Source organism: Agrococcus baldri, from assembly GCA_900114805.1.
GTDB lineage: Bacteria > Actinomycetota > Actinomycetes > Actinomycetales > Microbacteriaceae > Agrococcus > Agrococcus baldri.
Genome location: FOZN01000003.1, coordinates 229,300 through 247,749 on the forward strand (window position 1 = coordinate 229,300; position 18,450 = coordinate 247,749).

Consider the following 18,450-nt stretch of genomic DNA (forward strand, 5'->3'; position numbering starts at 1 on the left):
AGCGCGCCTTTGGCGGAACAGGAGCGACAACTCTAATGCATATATCCAAGCTGAGCATGGTCAACTTCCGAAATTTCTCTAGCACCGAGTTCCACTTCACCGCGGGTGTAAACACTGTGATCGGTGAGAACGGCACAGGCAAAACGAACCTGTTTCGCGCGATACGACTGCTTCTCGACGAGAGCATGCTACCCGCTGCGTATCGGTTGAACGAGGGTGACTTCCATCGCGGCCTTACGAATTGGAGAGGTCATTGGATTGTCATCAGCGCCGAATTTGCGAATATAACTATGGACGAATCGGTGCAAGCTTTATTCGTGCATGGCACGGGAAATCTCGAAGAGGAGCCGGTCGACACCGCGACCTTCAACCTCATCTTTCGGCCGCGGAAGGATGTACGAGCAGGCCTGGCCGCACTCACCGATGGCGACGAGATAGCAATGCGCGCCATCCTGGACCCGCTCACAATCGATGACTACGAGACTGTTTTCACCGGTCGGAGCACAGCAGATTTCAGCGACCCCGAACTCTATAGGTCGATCGTCGGCGACTTCGACAATGTGATCTTCAGCGACGAGACTGAGTTTCCCGAACTGGGCGCAATGCTGCCGAGACAGCTTGCTGTTGCCAAAGAAGTCTCTTTCTCACACATTCAGGCGCTCCGCGACGTAGTACAGGACTTCCAGAACAATCGGGCAAATCCACTTCGAACGCTATTGAGAATCAAGAGCGGCGAGATCGACACTGCCGGATTCAAGACAATCGCCGACAAGGTACTTGAACTCAACAAGTCGATCGAAGAGTGGCCTGACGTCGAGGAAATCAGTGGTGACATAAAGCAAACAATCAAGGACGCGGTTGGTGAGGCATACTCGCCGTCGTCGCTGAATATCAAGTCCGATCTCCCTGGCGATGCCGATCGCCTGTTCCAGTCACTGAAGCTCTTCGTGGGTGAGGACGGCGCGGATTATGAAGGTGGTATCCACGAACTGAGCCTTGGAGGAGCCAACTTGATATACTTAACTCTCAAGCTCCTTGAGTTCAAGTATCAGAAGGCCAAGCAGGCTGTTGCGAACTTCCTCCTCATTGAAGAGCCTGAAGCGCACATCCACACACACATCCAAAAGACGTTGTTCGACCGTCTAAATTACAGCGATACTCAGATAATCTATTCGACCCACTCCACGCAAATCTCGGAGGTGAGCAAGGTCGAGAGTATGAACATCGTTGGTCGCGACAATGGACGATGCGAGGCTTATCAGCCTTCACGTGGCTTGGAGCCGACCCAAATTGTGCATGTCCAGAGGTATCTCGACTCGGTTCGAAGCAATCTCCTCTTTGCTCGAAGCGTGTTGCTTGTCGAAGGTGACGCAGAAGAGATCTTGATCCCGGCACTGATCAAGAAGGTCTTGGGAATAGGTCTGGATGAACTTGGGATCAGCCTTATCAATATCCGTAGCACTGGATTCGAAAACGTGGCGCTGCTCTTCCATGATGAACGCATCCGGAAGAGGTGCAGCATCATTAGTGACCTGGATGCCGCGTTCTTCGACACGACTGCCGACACCAAGGACGATGAATCGCGTGTAAAGCTCAAGAAGCGGGCGCGTGCATCAGAGACATCGGGCGCCGCTAGAAAAGTTCGACTCGACGCCTTTGCGTCCGGCAACCAATGGGTTTCCACGTTCTATGCGGACCACACTCTCGAGGTTGATTTTGTTAAAGTTGGAAACGCGCCTGCTGCGGTAGGTGTAATCGACGATGTGTACGTCGATCCTCCAACGCGCGCGACGGCTAAATTGTCCTTAGAGTCTGACGACAGCTTCCGCTACGGGCATCGAATCCTTACGATGGCTAAGTCAGCGGGTAAGGGGTGGTTCGCGATCCTTCTTGCTGGCAAGCTTGACCATCACGTCGTGATCCCCGGATATCTCTTGGATGCACTGTGTTTCGCGCATCCCGTGATTAGCAGGGAGACATGGTTCAACATTTTTACTTATCGGATTGCTCTTGATGAGCTGGAGGCAATCACAGAGGCAACCGTGCGTGAATCGTTCTTAGCGCGCTTGCAAGAATACCGTCGGGGTGACCTCGCGTTCGCGGATGTTAAGTCCGAGTTCGCGGAGGCTTTTCCTTCAGATCGAATTAATGAAGTATTGGGTCGCTACTAAAAATGCTTGTCAGCGATCGAGGTGCACTGAATGCTGAGCAGGAAGCTGCGATCGCGGAGCCTGGAAGCGTCTTCCTGATTGCATGTCCAGGCAGCGGCAAAACTCGAACACTCACCTATAAGGTCGCGAGTGAGTTGGAGAAGATCGATTCTCATCGAAGCTTTGTAGCCGCCATTACCTATACGCATCGGGCAGCAGATGAAATCGAGGAGCGGATCTCTGGCCTGGGCGTGGACACGTCACAGTTGTGGATTGGGACTATCCACGCTTTTTGCTTAGAGTGGATTCTCAAGCCGTATGGGAAGTATCACCCCGACTTGCAGTATGGTTTTCAGGTGATCAATTCCCATGAAAGTGAAGTCATTCTTAAGCGGCTTTGTGCCACCTCTCGAAATCCGGCCGTGACAACCTTCGACTGCGACTACTACTTCACGGACTCGTCGATGGAGCTTGGTTGTAGAACAGCGTCGAAAATCCCAAGCGTGCACCGGATCCTGCAGGAATATTTCGGCGAATTGCACGCGTCGCGCCAGATCGACTTCGAGCACATTCTCAAGTATGCGTTCGAAATTGTCAGAGATAATCCGTCGGTTAGCACGATCCTTTCGCAGATCTTCACTTTCATCGCGATCGACGAGTACCAGGACACGAAGCAGGTCCAGTATTCGATCCTTGGAGCGATAATCAAGGCCGGCGCTGGTTCCACTCGAACTCTGATTGTGGGAGACCCAAATCAGTCGATCTTCGCTTCGCTTGGCGGATACGCAATCGCCCCGGGCGACTTTCGCTCACTTATCGGCGTGCCTTTGAGGGAAATGGCTCTCTCTCGAAACTACAGATCGTCCGAGCGTATAATCGACTATTTTGGAAACTTCAACGTGCATGGAACTCTGATAGAGGCCGCATCGGAGCACGCTGCCTACGCCAGCGCGATCACGTTTGATAATGTGACCACAAGGAACGAGTTGGAGACCGAACTTGCGCGCCTCATCCGACACAATATTGAGGTAGAGGGAGTTTCCCCAAACGAAATCTGCGTCGTGGCGCCTTGGTGGATCCACCTCGCTCATATGACCAGGCGGCTCGTTGCCTTGATGCCCGAGTATGAGTTCGATGGGCCAGGCTTGGTTCCGTTCTCCCGCGACATCGACAACTTTTGGTACAAGTTGGCAAAGCTTGCACTGACAGAGGCATCGCCGCGTATGTTCGTTCTCAGGCTGCGGTGGGCGGGCGACATAATCAACGACTTGGAGCTAGCTGGCGTCGACACGTCTCGGATTTCAAGGAGATCGCTTCTCCGGGAATCAAATTCCATCGCTCCTCCGGATGTCGAGGGTCTCGATTACTTGGCGTCCTATTTCCGGACTCTTTTCGAGAATCTAAGTATCGACTATGCGCAGTACCGTCCTCTGCAAGAACAACATGATGCATTCTTTGCCAGTTCGCGACAACGAGTTGATCGATTAGTTGCCGAAGGTGCTCCTTACGTCAGTGACATTGCTACTTTTCGGCGGGTCTTCCGTCCGCGAACGGGCATCACTGTCTCAACGATTCACGGCATCAAGGGCGCGGAGTTCGATACTGTAGTGGCGTTTGCGTTGCTGGATGGCATGGTTCCTCACTTTAGTGATGCCGATCAACTCGATAGTGCCAAGAAGCTCATGTACGTAATTGGTTCTCGCGCACGCAAGCATCTGCACTTGATTGCTGAGCGCGGCAGAACGAAAAAGGGCAATTGGCCGGACTACGATACAACGATTCCATTGAAGAACTTGCAATATGCCTACGACCGTTAGTTCATGAGCAATGGCTTTGAGTGAAGGCGCACAAGAAGGACCTAGGGCGAAGGGGCTGATCGATCGCAAACTTAGCTCACGTGGATGACTTCTTCCGCGGCGCCTTCGCCCGCATCTCCACGCCACTGCGGTGCAGTGCGCGCATTACCGCGCCGTGCGAGAGTCCGAACTTCCTCTCCAGCTCTCGCATCGTGGCTCCGGCCTCATAGTTCTCAGCCAAGCGCCGTGCTTCCGTCTCCGTGACTTTCTGCTTCGTCACAACCACGTCATGTTCGCGGAGGAGCCGCACGAGTGCCGATGGCGCGACCTCGTACTGCTTGGCTAGTGACCGCGCGCTTGCACCGGCCGCAGCTCTGCTTACGATCTCTGTGATTGCTTCAGTGCTGAGCCGCTTCTTCAGTGCCTGCGCCCGGTACGAGGGTGTATTGCTCGAACCCTGGTCTCGATCGCCAGGGACCGCCAGCTTCCGCAGCTGACTAGGGTTAAACCCCGCTCTGCAATGGTTCGAGCAGACGTCAAGTAGGCCAGCAGTAAAGCCCTCGCAGACGCGGGGGCTTCTTGCGTTTCACGACACGAAGATTGGCATTGCCTCTGCGGGCGGCTGTGTGTAATGTCTGTTACACATTGCTCCCCTCGACGGCTTGCCGTCTGAAGAACGTCAAGGACGACGTTCGCAGGAAAGGTTCGAATCGATGACTTCGACGGCAGATATCTCCAGGGATCCGGTCACTGCACCGCGCAAGAGCCTGCGCCTCTGGGAGGTCGTGGCGATCTCGGTGGGCTTCATGGGCCCGGTGATGGCGATGTCGCTCAACGGCATCGGGGTCGCGGGCCTCGTCGGCTCGGGCGTGCCGTTCACGTTCGTGGTGTCGTTCCTCGGCACCATGCTGGTGGCCTACGCCTTCATCCGCCTCACGCGCTACGTCACCCATGCCGGATCGGTCTACGCGCTCGCGGGTGCGACGCTCGGCCCGCGCGCCGGCTTCTTCGGCGGCTTCGCGCTGCTCGGCACCTACCTCTTCTTCGCCGCTTGCATCGCTGGCGCGTGCGCCGTGTTCTTCGAGGCGATGATGACCGAGCTCGGCGTCACGCTGCCCGCCTGGTCGTGGATCCTGGTGCCCGTGGTGGTGGCCGTGTTCGTGCTGCTGCTCAACGTGCGCGAGTCGACGGTCACGGCGCGCACCCTGCTCGGCATCGGCTTCGTGGGCATCGCCGCGATGGTGGTGCTGTCGATCGTGATCATCGCGAAGGTGGCGGCGGGCGACGCGCCGGTCTCGACCGGCGTCGACTTCTCCGTGCTGCTGCCGGGCGACGCGCCGATCAGCGCCGTGATGACGGCTGCGGTGTTCGGCTTCCTGTCGTGGGCGGGCTTCGAGTCGGGCACCTCGCTCGGCGAGGAGACGCGCAACCCCAAGCGCGTCGTGCCGATCGCGCTGCTGCTCGCGGTCGTGCTCGCGGGCGTCATCTACGTGCTCGTCATGTTCGCGCAGACCATCGGCTTCGGCACCGATGCCGCCGGCATCGAAGCGTTCGCGGGTGCCTCGTCGACGCTCACGACGCTCGCCTCCAGCTACATCGGGCCGTGGTTCGCCGTCATCATCTCGATGCTCGCCTTCCTCGTCGCCTTCGCCTCGCTGCTGAGCTCGACCGCCGCGGCCTCGCGACTGCTGTTCGCGCTCGCCCGCGACGGCTTCGGGCCGCGCACGTTCGCGCAGACGAGCCCGAAGACGGGCGTGCCCGTGCACAGCACCGTGTTCGTCGTCGTGCTCACGGTCGTGCTCGCGGTCGGCTTCGGCCTGTTCGGCGCGACGAGCGTCGACGTCTACTACTGGTTCGCGACCATCGCGACCCTCTGCATGGTGGTCGCCTACGCGATGTGCTCGGTCGGCGTCATCCGCTACGCCTTCAAGCGCGGCTCGAAGATTCCGAAGTGGGAGATCGTCTTCCCGGTGCTCGGCATCGCGTTCCTGGTCTACGTCTACGTCATCCAGATCGCCGGCCAGGTGGCGCCGTACACCTACTTCCCCTGGATCGCAGGCGCGTGGTGCATCATCGGCCTCGTGATCGTCGTCGCCAAGCCCGCCCTCGCCGACCGCATCGGTTCGCGCCTCACCACGGAGGATCTGGATTGAGCATGCCCGACACCGACCCGCGTCAGAGCGCGCCCGAGCTCGACGAGCTCATCTTCGTCGCGACGACCGACATCGCCGCGCGCACCAAGGGCCGCTCGATGCGACTGGCCGACTTCGACGACGACACCACCCTCGGCTGGGTGCCGGCCAACCTCGGCATCGGCTCGCTCGGCCACATCGTCGACGACATCCCCTACGGCTCGACGGGCGACCTGCGCCTGCAGCCCGACCGCTCGTCGCTCACGCGCGTCGACGGCATCCCCGGCCGGCCGCCGCTCAACATCGTCTTCGCCGACCTGGTGAACACGGATGGGTCGGCGTGGGAGAGCTGCCCGCGCACCTTCCTGCGCGAGGCCGTCGAGCAGCTGCGGGACGAGTTCGGCATCACCACCCGCTGCTCCTTCGAGCACGAGTTCGTCGACGCGAGCGCGCAGGGCGACCACCACCCGTTCTCGCTGCAGGCCTTCCGCAACGCCGAGCCGCTCGGCTCGGAGCTCATGAGCGTGCTGCACCGAGCCGGCCTGGAACCCGAGACCTGGCTGCCCGAGTACGGCCGGCACCAGTACGAGATCACCGTCGCGCCCACCGACCCCGTGGCTGCGGCCGATCGCGCGATCCTGGTGCGCGACATCGTCTACGACCTCTTCGACGCCCACGGCCGCGAGGCGACCTTCGCCCCCGTCGTCGCGCCCGGTGAGACCGGCAACGGCGTGCACGTGCACTTCGGCCTGAACGACGCCGACGGCAGCACGCTCGTGTTCGATCCCTCGCGCCCCGGCCGCCTCTCCGCGCTCGCGGGCAGCTTCGCCGCCGGCATCGTGCGCCACGGCCCGGCGATGGCTGCGCTCTTCGCCCCGCTCGCGACGAGCTACCTGCGGCTCGCTCCGCACAACTGGTCGACGGCCCGCTCGTTCCTGGGGCTGCAGAACCGTGAGGCGCTGCTGCGCATCTGCCCCACGAACGAGATCGACGGCCGCGACCCGAAGGACCAGCTGCACTTCGAGTTCCGCGGCAGCGACATCGGCGCCAACCCGTGGATCCTGCTCGGCATGATCCTGCGCGCGGGCATGCAGGGCATGCGCGAGGGCCTCGAGACCCCCGAGATCGTGGAGGGTGAGCTCGACCTCGACGGTCGCGACGCGGGTCTCGCGCGACTCCCGCGCGACCTCGAGGAGGCGCTCGACGTGCTGCGCCGCGACGAGCTCGTCTCCGGCTGGTTCTCGCCCGCGTTCCTCGCCACCTACGAGGCGATCAAGCGCGACGAGTTCGCCTCTGTGCAGGCGCGATCGCTCGCCGAGCAGTGCGAGGTCTACAAGCGTGTCTACTGACCTGCAGGCGGATGCGTCCGGTCCCGGCGCGCTCCACGGCCTCCCGCTGTTCGACCACCACTGCCACGGCGTCACCACGGCAGCGCTCGATCGCCCGAGCTTCGAGGATCTGATCACCGAGTCCGACTGGGCCGCCCCCGACGGCACGACCCACTTCGACACCCAGGTGGGCTTCGCCATCCGCCGGCACTGCGCGCCCGTGCTCGGGCTCGAACCCTTCGCGAGCCCCGACGAGTACCTGGCGCGCCGCCGCGAGCTCGGCACCGAGGCGAGCGAGCGGCTGCTGCGCGCGACGGGCATCAGCGACTACGGCATCGAGACGGGCCATCGCGGCGACGAGATCCTCGATCCCGCAGGCATGGCCGCCGCGGGGGCCGCACGCGCGCACGAGATCGTGCGCCTCGAGCGGCTCGCCGAGGAGCTCATGATCGGCGAATGCTCGCCACAGGCGTTCCGCGCGGCCTACGGCCGCGTGCTCGACGAGCGCCTCGAGAGCGCCATCGGCGTGAAATCGATCGCCGCGTACCGCATCGGGCTCGACTTCGACCCCGCGCGCCCGGCCGACGGCGAGGTGGACGCGGCGATCGGCGCATGGGCGGCGCACATCGCCGACGGCGCGCCCGTGCGACTCGACGACCCCGTCATCATCCGCCACGTGCTGTGGGCGGCCGTCGACCGGGCCTGCGCCATCCAGTTCCACATCGGCTACGGCGACGCCGACGTCGACCTGCACCGCTGCAGCCCGCTGCTGCTCACCGAGTTCCTGCGCCGCACGCGCGAATCCGGCGCGCGCGTGCTGCTGCTGCACTGCTACCCGTTCCAGCGCGAGGCCGGCTACCTCGCGCAGGTCTTCCCGCACGTGTACTTCGATGTCGGGCTCGCGATCAACTACACGGGCTCGCGCTCGGTCGAGGTGATCGCCGAGACGCTCGAGCTCGCGCCGTTCCACAAGATCCTCTTCTCGTCCGATGCCTTCGGCGTCGCCGAGCTGTACCACCTCGGCGCGCTGCTGTTCCGGCGCGGCCTCGAGCAGGTCCTCGAGACCTTCGCCGAGCGCGACGGCTGGCCCTCTGAGGAGCGCCAGCGCATCGCGGAGCTCATCGCGTGGCGCAACGCGCTGCGGGCCTATCGGCTCGACGCTGCGATGCCGGAGACGGAGCGGCCGTGAGCGTCGCCGTCTCCCAGCTCGCCGAGCTCGCGACGCGGTGGAGCGCCGCGCTCGAACGCCAGCTGCCCGCGGCCCAGCGCCTGCGCGAGCAGCTGCACGCGGCACCGCGGCTCTCGGGGCACGAGCACGACGTGACCGAGCGCCTCACGCGGGAGCTCGACGGCGTCGTGCGCCTCCAGCCGGTGGCGGATGCGGGCGCGATCGGCCGCGTCGGACCGCGCGGGCCCGCGGTGATGCTGCGAGCCGAGCTCGACGCGCTGCCAGTCGCCGAGCTCACCGGCGCCCGCTTCGCCGCCGCCGGCGGCGTGATGCACGCGTGCGGCCACGACGTCCACCAGGCCGCGCTGACGGCGCTGCTGCGCGCATCCGTCGGCCTCGATCTGCCCGTCGGGGTCGTCGCGCTGCTCCAGCCGCGGGAGGAGGCCTACCCCTCCGGTGCGCTCGACATTCTGCGCGACGGCGTGCTGCAGCAGCACGAGGTCGCGCACGTCATCGCGGCGCACGTGCACCCCGGCGTGCCCGTGGGCGCCGTCGCGGTCGGCGGCGGCTTCATCAACGCGGCGGCCGACGAGATCGAGGTGCGGCTCGCGGGCCGCGGCGGGCACGGCGGCTACCCGCACGAGGGGGCAGACACGGTCGCCGCCATCGCGCACATCGCGACCGCGATCCCCGAGGTCGTGCGCCGAGCGGTCTCGCCCCTCAACCCCGCGATCATCAGCGTCGGCACGCTGACCGCGGGCGACGGCGCCGCAAACGTGCTGCCGGCTGAGGCGCGCCTGCTGGCCACCATGCGCACGACCGACCCGGCCGACCGCGAGCCGCTGTTCGAGGCCGTCCGCGCGATGGCGGAGGGGATGGCCGCGGCGTTCGGCACGCGCGCAGAGGTCGAGCGCGTCGAGGGCGAGCCGGTGCTCGTCAACGACGTCGGCCTCGCCCAGGGCGCCGACGACTGGCTCGCGCGGCTCGGCGTCGACGGTGCGCAGCCGATGCGGTCGCTGGGCGCCGATGACTTCTCCTACTTCAGCGACGCTGTGCCCTCGCTCATGCTGTTCGTGGGCGTCGAGACGGCGGGGGAGTCGCCGCAGCCCGCGCTGCACCACCCGCGCTTCCTGCCCGGCGACGAGGCGGTCGGCGCGGTCGCGCATGCGCTGCTGGCCGGCTACCTCGCCGCCGCGGAGCGAGTGCTCGGCATCCCGCATCACCGTGGCGAGCCGGCGGGGTCGCAGGGGACGGCGTCGTGAGCGCACCGGCGCCGAGCCGACTCGAGCACCTCATGGCGCGCGACGCGCAGGCGATCGCGGGCGTCGAGCGGCTGCGCTTCTTCCCGCTCGCCGCGATCGCCGGCCGCGGCGAGCTGCTCGTCGAGCCCGGTGGCCGCGAGCTGCTCGACCTCAGCGCGAGCTGGACGGCCGCTGGCTTCGGCTACGGCAACCCCGCCATCGCCGAGGCCATCGCGGCTGCCGCCGCGACCGCGCCGGGCGCCTCGATCCTCTCCGGCACGCACCCCGACGCGGTGGCGCTCGCCGAGGAGCTGCTCGAGCTCGTGCCGGCTCGCGCACCCGAGCAGCCGCGCCGCGTGTACCTCGGGCACGCCGGCACCGACGCGAACGACGTCGCGCTGCGCGGCTGCCGCCACGCGACCGGTCGCCCGGGCGTGCTCGCGTTCGAGCATGGCTACCACGGCGGCTTCGGCGCCGCGCAAGGCGTCTCGGGCGTGCACGTCGCCGCGGGCGCGAGCGCTGATCCCGACGTCGTCTTCCTGCCCTATCCCGATCGCTTCCGCCCGCACACGGGCGACGCGGCGATGGTCGTCGACGACGTGCTGGAGCGCGCCGCCGCCGCGCTGTCGCGCGGCCGCATCGCCGCGGTCATCGTCGAGCCGCTGCAGTCGGACGGCGGCCTCATCGTGCCGCCCGACGGCTTCCTCGCGGGGCTGCGCGCGCTGTGCGACGAGCACGGCTCGTACCTGATCGTCGATGAGGTGAAGGTCGGGCTCGGGCGCACGGGCCGCACGCACGCGTTCGAGCACGCGGGCATCGTGCCCGACGTCGTGACGCTCGGCAAGGCGCTCGGCGGCGGCGTGCCCCTCTCGGCCGCGATCGGTCCCGCTGACGTGCTCGACGAGCCGACCGCATCCGCTCTCATGACGACCATCGGCAACCCGATCTCGTGCGCTGCCGGTCGCGCGGTGCTCGCGCTCGTGCGCGACGGCGCAGCGACGCGCAACGCCGACGAGCGCGGCACCCAGCTGCGGGCCCTGCTCGCGCAGTACGCCGCCAGCGGCCGGCCCGGAGCGGAGCGGGTCGGGGATGTGCGCGGGCTGGGCCTGTCGATCGGCGTCGAGCTCGTCGTCGGAGCTGGCGACGACGCCCCGGATGCGGTGCTGACGGCGAAGGCGGCGTACCGGGCTTGGGAGCTCGGTGCGGTCGCGTTCCCCGTGCGCGGCAACGTGCTCGAGCTCACCCCCGCGCTCACGATCTCCGCCGAGGCGATCGACCGCGCCGCGACGATCCTCACGCGGGCGATCGACGACGCGGCCGCCGGAGCCGTCTCCGACGAGCAGATCGCTGCGTTCCAGGGCTGGTAGTCAGCGCCGTCAGGCCCGCGGCGGGCCCGCGATGTGCCCGCGCATCGCCTCGATCGCCGCGAGCCGCTGTCTGCCGCTCTCGCCCAGCCGATCGGTGACGCCCGCGATAACCGCCTCGACGAGCGCGAGCGCCGGCACGAGCGAGTCGAACGGCGAGGGTGCCTGTACGTCGGCGGAGAGCACGGTCGTGGCGACATCGGCAGCCGGGGAGAGCCAGCGGTCGGTGAACAGCACGATCTCGGCACCGCGACCGGCGGTCTGCTGTGCGACGTCGACGATGCGCGGGTCGTAGCGCCGGTAGTCGAACACGATGAAGACGTCGCCGCGGCGAGCATCGGCGATCGCGCCGAGGCGGGCGAGCTCATCGGGTTCGACCACCGCGACGTCGCGCCGCAGCAGCACCAGGTGCGCGCCGAGGTACTCGGCAAGCATCCCGCTGAAGCGCCCGCCGACGAGGCGGATGCGGTGCTTGGCATCGGCCAGCAGCGCGACGGCGCGGTCGAACTCGCTCTGCGGCAGCTCGTCGATCGTGCTCGCGATGCCGGCCGCGAAGACGCGCGCCGCCCGAGCGAGGTCGTCGTCGGCCGACTGCAGGTCAGCGCGTCCGTACTGCTCGAGCGGCGAGCCGAGCCGCTCGTGCACCTCGCGCATGAGGCGGCGCTGGAAGTCGGGGTAGCCGCTGAAGCCGAGCCGGGCCACGAAGCGCACCACGGTCGGCGGGCTGACTGACGCGCGCTTGGCGAGCTCGGCGACGGTCTCGAGTCCCGCGATCGGGTAGTTCGCGAGCAGGGCCCGGCCCACCTTGCGCTCGCCGGAGCTCAGCGCATCCAGCGATCCGCGCACGACGTCGCTGAGCGAGCCTGCGTCTGCGCCATCGGGGAGCTGCGTCATGTTCCGCCCTTCGAGCTTGGAACAGACGTTACAGGGCTGCCGAGCGGTGCTGGGTGCGGCCTGCACCATAGGCTCGGCTGAGTGCCGGACTCGGCAAGCACAGCGAAGGGGACCGATGGCCCAGCGACACGTGGTGCAGCGGCTGCACCCCACCCTCGCCGACGTGCTGAGCCAGCTGGATGGCACACCGTTGGGGCGGGCGCTCAACGATCGCGCCGTCGAGCTGGCGACATCGCAGGTGCTCGGCGATCCGATCGATCGGTCTGCGGCTCTCGCCGGGCACCGCTGGCTGCTCGAGCGCGCCGACGGCGACGGTCTGCCGCTGACCGCGGCCGGCTACCTGAAGCCAGCCGCAGTCCGCGAGCTTGCGGCGGTGCTCCCGACCATGCACGACTGGCCGTTCGGCCTCGCGAAGGAGGTCGATGCGCACCCGCTGCTGCACTTCCACGGGTATCTCAAGTCCATCGGCCTGCTTCGCAGGTACAAGGGCACCCTGCGGCTGACGAAGGCCGGCCGTGCGGCGCAGCAGGATCCTGCGCTGCTGTGGCAGCACCTGGCCGACGCTCTCGTGTCATCCGATTCGCCGTTCGAAGAGACCACGGGCGTGGTGATGCTCGTGCACGCGGCGACCTCCGCGGACGACATCGACGTCGACGTGGTGGCCCGCACGATGGCCGAGCTCGGCTGGAGGGTGGACGACGGCTCGTCCGTCGAGCGGCGGGATGTGTATCCGGTCTGGAACCAGCTGTGGGATGCGCTCGGCAACGTCGGCGCGCCCGTCACCAGGAGCGTCATGGATCGCGCGCTCAGCCCCGCAGCACGGGCTCTGGTCGCCGACGCACTCTTCAAGATTGTTGAGAACGAAGCCCACGGCTGACCGCGAGCGTCGCCGTACCGCTGCTCGTCGCGTTGCACGAGTGACGTCCGGCGCTCAGGCGAGCGCCAGGAAGAGCTGCTCGAGTTCCTCGGTCGTCAGCCCATCGCGCTCCTTGCGGCCCTCTGGGTCGCTGACGCACTCCTCCATCGCGCTCGCGACCACGACGAAGCCTGCGCGGTTGAGCGCATGCGTCACCGCCGAGAGCTGCGTGACGACGTCGCGGCACGGCGCGCCGTCCTCGACGGCCGCGATCACCGCATCCAGCTGCCCGCGGGCGCGCTTGAGGCGGTTCGCGATGCGCCGCTGTGCCGCTGCCTGCTCGTCGGCCGTGCCAGGCATCTCAGACCTGGTCTGCGGAGGCCTGCGCCTGCTGCTCGGCGACCTTCGCGTGCACCTCGTCCATGTCGAGGTCGCGCACGGCGGTGATCAGCTGCTCGAGCTGCGGCTCGGGGAGGGCGCCGGCTTGGCGGAAGACCAGCACGCCGTCGCGGAACGCCATCAGCGTCGGGATCGACGTGATCTGCAGGCCAGCGGCGAGCTCCTGCTCGGCCTCGGTGTCGATCTTGCCGAAGGTGATGTCGCCGTGCTTCTCGGAAGCCTGCTCGAAGATGGGGCCGAACATGCGGCACGGCCCGCACCATGCGGCCCAGAAGTCGAGCAGCACGATGCCGTCCGACTCGATCGTCTGCTCGAGGGTGTCCTTGGTGATCTCTGTCGTAGCCATCCGTCCAGGGTACACCCGCATACCCCTGGGGGTATAGGGCGGAGGTGCCGTTCGCCGCAGGCATAGACTCCGGCGCATGGATCCCGCTGCCGTCGTCGTCTGCATCGCCGCGACGCTCGCCGCGCTGGTGCACGGCTACATCTTCGTGCTCGAGACGCTGCGATGGCAGCACCCGGCGACCCGGCGCGTGTTCGGCACCAGCGCCGAGCAGGCTGCGCAGTCGAAGCAGCTCGCCGCCAACCAGGGCGTCTACAACCTGCTGCTGGGCATCGCCGCCCTCGTCGGCGTGCTCGTGCTGCTCACGGGTGGGGCGGATGCGGGCCTTGCAGTCGCGCTGACCGCCACCGGCATCATGCTCGGCGCGGCCGTGTATCTCGTGGCCAGCGACCGCCGACTGGCGCGCGCCGCCCTCGTGCAAGGCCTCTTTCCGCTGATCGCCGTGGTCGCGGCCCTCGTCGCGCTCGCGGGCTGAACGATGCGGGCCCGGCGCATCGCGCGCCGGGCCCGCATCCGTCTCGGGTCAGTACGAGTCGGCCTCGCCCCGCGGTTGCTTCAGGCGCGCCACGGCCGCCTCGGAGCCGCGCGCCATCAGCGACACGTCGGCGGCCACGAAGACGAAGCTTGCGCCGCGCGCGAGCACGCGATCCTGGTCGGCCTCGGCGAAGGCGTTCACGCCGACGGGCTTGCCGGCGGCGCGCACCGCGTCGATGGCTGCGTCGACGGCGTCGACCACCGCCTGCTCGCCGGGCCGCCCGGGGTAGCCCATCGATCCGGCGAGATCGGCGGGGCCGATGAAGAGCGCGTCCACGCCGTCGACGGCCGCGATCTCGGCGGCGTTCGCCACCGCATCCGCTGTCTCGATCTGCACCGTCACCGACACGTGCTGGTCGGCGTTCGCCACGTAGCCGGCCGCCCGGCCCCAGCGCGCCGAGCGCGCCAGCGCCGAACCGATGCCGCGCGTGCCGGCCCGCTCGCCGGCGCCGCCGGGGTAGCGGGCGGCGAGCACGGCCGCCTCGGCGTCGGCGGCCGTGGAGACCATCGGCACGATGATGTTCTGCGCGCCCAGGTCGAGTACCTGCTTGATGCGCACCGGGTCATTCGAGGCGACGCGCACCAGCGTGGTGACCGGATAGGCCTCCGAGGCCTGCAGGATGTGCAGCAGATCGCGCAGCTCGATCGGGCCGTGCTCGCCGTCGACGAGCAGCAGGTCGGCGCCCGAGCCCGCCATGAGCTCAGCGGCGACCGGGCTGCCGGATGCGTTCCACAGGCCCACGAGGGGCGCGGTCGCCTCGGCAAGGGCGTGACGGAAGGTCGGCTTGAGGGTCACCGGAAGGTCACCTCGACCGTGCCCATGTCCTGGTACTCGGCGCGCACGGTGTCGCCGGGCTCGACCCAGACCGGCCGCGTGAACGAGCCGGCGAGGATGAGCTCGCCCGCCTCGAGTCGGTCGCCGTGCTGCGCAAGCTTGCCCGCGAGCCAGGCGACGCCGAGGGCGGGGTTGCCGAGCACGCCGCCCGAGACGCCGGTCTCGATGATCTCGTCGTTCACGAGGCAGAGCGAGCCGATCCAGGACAGGTTGCGGTCGCGTGGGCCGATCTCGTAGTCGCCGACGACGACGGCACCCAGCGCCGCGTTGTCGCTGATGGTGTCGACGATCGTGCGGCCCTCGAGCTCGATGTGCGAGTCGAGGATCTCGAGCGCCGGCACCACGACCTCGGTGGCGTCGAGCACCTGGTCGACCGTGAGGCCCTCGCCCTCGAGCGGCGCCTGCAGTACGAACGCGAGCTCGACCTCGACACGCACATTCGACCACTGCGCGTGCTCGACCGTAGCGCCGTTCGGGTAGGCCTGGTCGGCGAAGATCACGCCGTAGTCGGGCTCGGTGATGCCGGTGGCGAACTGCATCGCCTTGCTGGTCAGGCCGATCTTGCGGCCGACCAGGCGCGCGCCGCCCTGCTCGCGGCGCGTGCGCCAGACGCGCTGCACCGCGTAGGAGTCCTCGATGGTCGCCGCGGGGAAGCGGGTCGAGATCTTCTCGATCGTGCCGCGCGAGCGGGTGGCCTCGGCGAGCTCGTCGGCGATCTGCGTCACCGTCGCGTCGTCGAGGCCGCGCCCTGGGCGCGTGGGCTCCGGGGTGCTCAAACCTGGTTGCCCATCTTGAAGCCGATCTCCTCGGCCGGCTCACCCTTGATGGCGTCGCCCGGCGCACGCGTGTAGGAGAAGCCGTCGGCGCCGACCGTGACGGCCATCTCGCTCGCATCCGTGCGCTCGATCACCGGCTGCGGGTTGCCGTCCAGGTCGAGCACCAGCGATGCCTCGGTGTACCAGGAGGGCACGACCGGGTTGCCCCACCAGTCGCGGCGCTGGTTGTCGTGCACGTCCCAGGTCACGGTGGGGTTGTCGGGGTCGCCGGTGTAGTAGTCCTGCGTGTAGATCTCGACGCGGTGGCCGTCCGGGTCGAGGATGTACAGGTAGAACGCGTTCGAGACGCCGTGGCGGCCGGGGCCGCGCTCGATGCGGTCGGAGATGCGCAGGGCGCCCATCTTGTCGCAGATCTGGATGATGTTGTGCTTCTCGTGGGTCGAGAAGGCGATGTGGTGCATGCGGGGGCCGTCGCCGCCGGTGAGGGCGGTGTCGTGCACGGTCTGCTTGCGGTGCATCCAGGCGGCGTAGGTGACGCCGTCCGAGTCCTGGATGTCCTCCGAGACGCGGAAGCCGAGATCCTCGAGGTAGGCGCGGCCGCGGGGCACGTCGGGCGTGACCTGGTTGAAGTGGTCGAGCCGCACGAGCTCGCCTGCCGAGTAGAGGTCGTAGCGCTGCGTGAGCCGCTCGACGTGCTCGGTGGCGTAGAAGAACTCGTACGGGAAGCCCAGCGGGTCCTCGACGCGCACGCTGTCGCCGAAGCCCTTCTGGAAGCCGTCCTTGCGGCGCTCGGTGCGGCAGCCGAGCTCCCGGTAGTAGGCCTCGGCGGCGTCGACGTCCTCCGGCGTGCGCACGCGGTACGCGAACGCGGCGACCGCGGCTACCGGTCCCTTGCGCAGCACGATGTTGTGGTGGATGAACTCCTCGAACGACCGCAGGTAGATCGCCTCGTCGTCCTCCTCCGTCACGTGCAGGCCGAGCAGGTCGACGTAGAACGTGCGGCTGGCCTCGAGGTCGGTGACGACCAAGTCCATCGCCGCGCAGCGCACGATGTCGGGCGCGGGCGCCGAGGGGGTGGGGATCTTCTCGTTCATGATTGCTTCTCCTTCGAAGTGTGCGGAGCGGTGCTGACCGCGTCAGGCGGATGCGCCGAAGCGGGCGGTGTGGACGTCGCCGAGGGTGATGTGCACGGCCTGCTGGTCGCTGTAGAAGTCGAGCGAGCGGTAGCCGCCCTCATGGCCGAGGCCGGAGGCCTTCACGCCCCCGAAGGGGCTGCGCAGGTCGCGCACGTTGTGGCTGTTGAGCCACACCATGCCCGCCTCCACGTTCTGCGAGAACAGGTGCGCGCGCTTGAGATTGTTCGTCCAGATGTAGGCGGCCAGGCCGTAGCGGGTGTTGTTCGCGAGCTCGAGCGCCTCCTCGTCGGAGTCGAACGGGGTGATCGAGACGACCGGGCCGAAGATCTCCTCCTGGAAGATGCGCGCATCCGGCGCCACGTCGGCGAACACGGTCGGGGCGACGTAGTTGCCCTCCGGCAGACCCTCGGGGCGGCCGCCGCCGGCGAGCAGGCGGCCCTCCTGCTTGCCGATCTCGACGTACGACATCACCTTGTCGAAGTGCTCGGGGTGCACGAGCGCGCCCACTTCGGTCGTCGGGTCGTGCGGGTCACCGACGACGATGCGCTTCGCCCGCTCGGCGTAGCGCTCGAGGAACTCCTCGTAGATCGAGCGCTCGACCAGGATGCGGCTGCCGGCGGTGCAGCGCTCGCCGTTGAGCGAGAAGACGCCGAACAGCGTCGAGTCGATCGCGGCGTCCAGGTCGGCGTCGGCGAAGACCACCGCGGGGCTCTTGCCGCCGAGCTCCATCGAGAGCGCCTTCAGGTGCGGCGCGGCATTGCCGAAGATCAGCTTGCCGGTGCTCGACTCGCCCGTGAACGAGATGAGCGGCACGTCGGGGTGCTTGACGAGCGCGTCGCCAGCGGTCTCACCGAAGCCGTTCACGAGGTTGAACACGCCCGCCGGCAGCTCGGCCTCCTCGAAGATGCCGGCCCAGAGCGATGCCGACAGCGGCGTGAACTCGGCAGGCTTCAGCACCACGGTGCAGCCGGAGGCCAGCGCCGGGCCCAGCTTCCACGACTCGAGCATGAAGGGGGTGTTCCAGGGGGTGATGAGGCCCGCGACGCCCTTGGGCTTGCGGTTGACGTAGTTCACCTGGCTGCCGGGCACCTTGTAGGTGTCGTCGCGACCGGCGACGATGAGGTCGGCGAAGAAGCGGAAGTTCTCGGCCGCGCGCTGCGCCTGGCCCTTCGCCTGCGTGATCGGCAGCCCGGAGTCCCACGACTCGAGCTGCGCGAGCTCCTGGTCGCGCGACTCGACGATGTCGGCGATGCGGCTGAGGATGCGGGCGCGCTCGCGGTTCTTCATGCGCGGCCAGGGGCCCTCGTGGAAGGCGCGCGTGGCGGCGGCCACGGCGAGGTCGATGTCGGCCTGCTTGCCGGAGGCGGCGACGGTGTAGTCCTCGTTCGTGACCGGGTTCAGCACGCCGAACGTGTCGCCGTCGACCGAGGGCACGCGCTCACCGTCGATGTAGTGGGGGATCAGGTCAGGGATGCCTGCGGGCTGGTTCGCCATGATG

Annotated in this window: 17 protein-coding genes; 9 read left to right on the forward strand and 8 right to left on the reverse strand. The window is 67.1% G+C overall.

Features of this window, described 5'->3' with window-relative positions; all coding sequences use genetic code 11:
* Nucleotides 1–35: 35 nt before the first annotated feature.
* Both BM288_RS09385 and BM288_RS09390 read left to right on the forward strand, forming a co-directional pair.
* A complete protein-coding gene (locus BM288_RS09385; protein WP_092918254.1) occupies nucleotides 36–2,171 on the forward strand; it encodes an ATP-dependent nuclease in 2,136 nt (711 codons plus the stop codon).
* A 2-nt stretch (nucleotides 2,172–2,173) separates the two neighbouring features.
* Nucleotides 2,174–3,967, forward strand: a complete 1,794-nt coding sequence (locus BM288_RS09390) for a UvrD-helicase domain-containing protein (RefSeq protein ID WP_092918256.1) — start codon at nucleotides 2,174–2,176, stop codon at nucleotides 3,965–3,967.
* A gap of 76 nt (nucleotides 3,968–4,043) precedes the next feature.
* Here the strand turns inward: BM288_RS09390 and BM288_RS14735 are convergent, their stop codons facing one another.
* A complete protein-coding gene (locus BM288_RS14735) occupies nucleotides 4,044–4,256 on the reverse strand; it encodes a helix-turn-helix domain-containing protein (protein ID WP_092918258.1) in 213 nt (70 codons plus the stop codon).
* A gap of 403 nt (nucleotides 4,257–4,659) precedes the next feature.
* On the opposite strand from BM288_RS14735, the gene BM288_RS09400 reads away from it, so the two are divergent.
* Genes BM288_RS09400 through BM288_RS09420 form a run of 5 tightly spaced genes read left to right on the forward strand, consistent with a single transcriptional unit; the run spans nucleotide 4,660 to nucleotide 11,182 of the window.
* Complete coding sequence (locus tag BM288_RS09400) at nucleotides 4,660–6,099, forward strand: APC family permease (protein WP_092918259.1); 1,440 nt, start codon at nucleotides 4,660–4,662, stop codon at nucleotides 6,097–6,099.
* 2 nt (nucleotides 6,100–6,101) lie between these two features.
* On the forward strand, nucleotides 6,102–7,427 hold the full coding sequence (locus BM288_RS09405; RefSeq protein ID WP_092918261.1) for a type I glutamate--ammonia ligase: 1,326 nt from the start codon (nucleotides 6,102–6,104) through the stop codon (nucleotides 7,425–7,427).
* Entirely contained in the window at nucleotides 7,417–8,595 is a 1,179-nt protein-coding gene (locus tag BM288_RS09410) for an amidohydrolase family protein (RefSeq protein WP_318255457.1), read from the forward strand. Before BM288_RS09405 ends, BM288_RS09410 begins: the two co-directional genes overlap by 11 nt.
* Nucleotides 8,592–9,836 (forward strand): M20 metallopeptidase family protein, encoded by a 1,245-nt coding sequence (locus BM288_RS09415; protein ID WP_092918263.1) that lies wholly within the window; start codon nucleotides 8,592–8,594, stop codon nucleotides 9,834–9,836. Before BM288_RS09410 ends, BM288_RS09415 begins: the two co-directional genes overlap by 4 nt.
* Nucleotides 9,833–11,182, forward strand: a complete 1,350-nt coding sequence (locus BM288_RS09420) for an aspartate aminotransferase family protein (protein WP_318255459.1) — start codon at nucleotides 9,833–9,835, stop codon at nucleotides 11,180–11,182. The genes BM288_RS09415 and BM288_RS09420 overlap by 4 nt, the downstream gene beginning before the upstream one ends.
* A gap of 9 nt (nucleotides 11,183–11,191) precedes the next feature.
* Here BM288_RS09420 and BM288_RS09425 read toward each other — a convergent pair whose 3' ends face one another.
* Nucleotides 11,192–12,073, reverse strand: a complete 882-nt coding sequence (locus BM288_RS09425) for a MurR/RpiR family transcriptional regulator (protein WP_092918265.1) — start codon at nucleotides 12,071–12,073, stop codon at nucleotides 11,192–11,194.
* 115 nt (nucleotides 12,074–12,188) lie between these two features.
* On the opposite strand from BM288_RS09425, the gene BM288_RS09430 reads away from it, so the two are divergent.
* Nucleotides 12,189–12,950, forward strand: coding sequence for a hypothetical protein (locus BM288_RS09430; protein ID WP_092918267.1), 762 nt, complete (start codon nucleotides 12,189–12,191; stop codon nucleotides 12,948–12,950).
* 54 nt (nucleotides 12,951–13,004) lie between these two features.
* Here the strand turns inward: BM288_RS09430 and BM288_RS09435 are convergent, their stop codons facing one another.
* Both BM288_RS09435 and trxA read right to left on the reverse strand, forming a co-directional pair.
* Nucleotides 13,005–13,289, reverse strand: coding sequence for a metal-sensitive transcriptional regulator (locus tag BM288_RS09435; RefSeq protein WP_092918269.1), 285 nt, complete (start codon nucleotides 13,287–13,289; stop codon nucleotides 13,005–13,007).
* A gap of 1 nt (nucleotide 13,290) precedes the next feature.
* Nucleotides 13,291–13,674, reverse strand: coding sequence for a thioredoxin (gene trxA, locus BM288_RS09440; protein ID WP_092918271.1), 384 nt, complete (start codon nucleotides 13,672–13,674; stop codon nucleotides 13,291–13,293).
* Nucleotides 13,675–13,750: 76 nt separating this feature from the next.
* Here trxA and BM288_RS09445 point away from each other — a divergent pair, with 76 nt between their 5' ends.
* On the forward strand, nucleotides 13,751–14,146 hold the full coding sequence (locus BM288_RS09445; protein WP_092918273.1) for a DUF1304 domain-containing protein: 396 nt from the start codon (nucleotides 13,751–13,753) through the stop codon (nucleotides 14,144–14,146).
* 48 nt (nucleotides 14,147–14,194) lie between these two features.
* Here BM288_RS09445 and BM288_RS09450 read toward each other — a convergent pair whose 3' ends face one another.
* From BM288_RS09450 to hpaE, 4 genes are read right to left on the reverse strand one after another with little or no spacing between them, the layout of a single operon-like run.
* Nucleotides 14,195–15,001 carry an HpcH/HpaI aldolase family protein gene (locus BM288_RS09450; RefSeq protein ID WP_177220316.1) on the reverse strand — a complete coding sequence of 269 codons (807 nt, stop codon included), beginning with the start codon at nucleotides 14,999–15,001 and terminating at the stop codon, nucleotides 14,195–14,197.
* Nucleotides 14,998–15,816 carry a 2-keto-4-pentenoate hydratase gene (locus BM288_RS09455; protein WP_177220335.1) on the reverse strand — a complete coding sequence of 273 codons (819 nt, stop codon included), beginning with the start codon at nucleotides 15,814–15,816 and terminating at the stop codon, nucleotides 14,998–15,000. Before BM288_RS09455 ends, BM288_RS09450 begins: the two co-directional genes overlap by 4 nt.
* Entirely contained in the window at nucleotides 15,813–16,910 is a 1,098-nt protein-coding gene (hpaD, locus tag BM288_RS09460) for a 3,4-dihydroxyphenylacetate 2,3-dioxygenase (protein ID WP_092918275.1), read from the reverse strand. The genes BM288_RS09455 and hpaD overlap by 4 nt, the downstream gene beginning before the upstream one ends.
* Nucleotides 16,911–16,952: 42 nt before the next feature.
* Nucleotides 16,953–18,446, reverse strand: coding sequence for a 5-carboxymethyl-2-hydroxymuconate semialdehyde dehydrogenase (gene hpaE, locus BM288_RS09465; protein ID WP_092918277.1), 1,494 nt, complete (start codon nucleotides 18,444–18,446; stop codon nucleotides 16,953–16,955).
* Nucleotides 18,447–18,450 lie beyond the last annotated feature (4 nt).

Coding starts and splice junctions, on each gene's coding strand:
- BM288_RS09385 (WP_092918254.1), top strand. CDS start 36: ATGCATATATCCAAGCTGAGCATGGTCAACTTCCGAAATTTCTCTAGC.
- BM288_RS09390 (WP_092918256.1), top strand. CDS start 2,174: ATGCTTGTCAGCGATCGAGGTGCACTGAATGCTGAGCAGGAAGCTGCG.
- BM288_RS09400 (WP_092918259.1), top strand. CDS start 4,660: ATGACTTCGACGGCAGATATCTCCAGGGATCCGGTCACTGCACCGCGC.
- BM288_RS09405 (WP_092918261.1), top strand. CDS start 6,102: ATGCCCGACACCGACCCGCGTCAGAGCGCGCCCGAGCTCGACGAGCTC.
- BM288_RS09425 (WP_092918265.1), bottom strand. CDS start 12,073: ATGACGCAGCTCCCCGATGGCGCAGACGCAGGCTCGCTCAGCGACGTC.
- BM288_RS09430 (WP_092918267.1), top strand. CDS start 12,189: ATGGCCCAGCGACACGTGGTGCAGCGGCTGCACCCCACCCTCGCCGAC.
- BM288_RS09435 (WP_092918269.1), bottom strand. CDS start 13,289: ATGCCTGGCACGGCCGACGAGCAGGCAGCGGCACAGCGGCGCATCGCG.
- trxA (WP_092918271.1), bottom strand. CDS start 13,674: ATGGCTACGACAGAGATCACCAAGGACACCCTCGAGCAGACGATCGAG.
- BM288_RS09445 (WP_092918273.1), top strand. CDS start 13,751: ATGGATCCCGCTGCCGTCGTCGTCTGCATCGCCGCGACGCTCGCCGCG.
- hpaD (WP_092918275.1), bottom strand. CDS start 16,910: ATGAACGAGAAGATCCCCACCCCCTCGGCGCCCGCGCCCGACATCGTG.
- hpaE (WP_092918277.1), bottom strand. CDS start 18,446: ATGGCGAACCAGCCCGCAGGCATCCCTGACCTGATCCCCCACTACATC.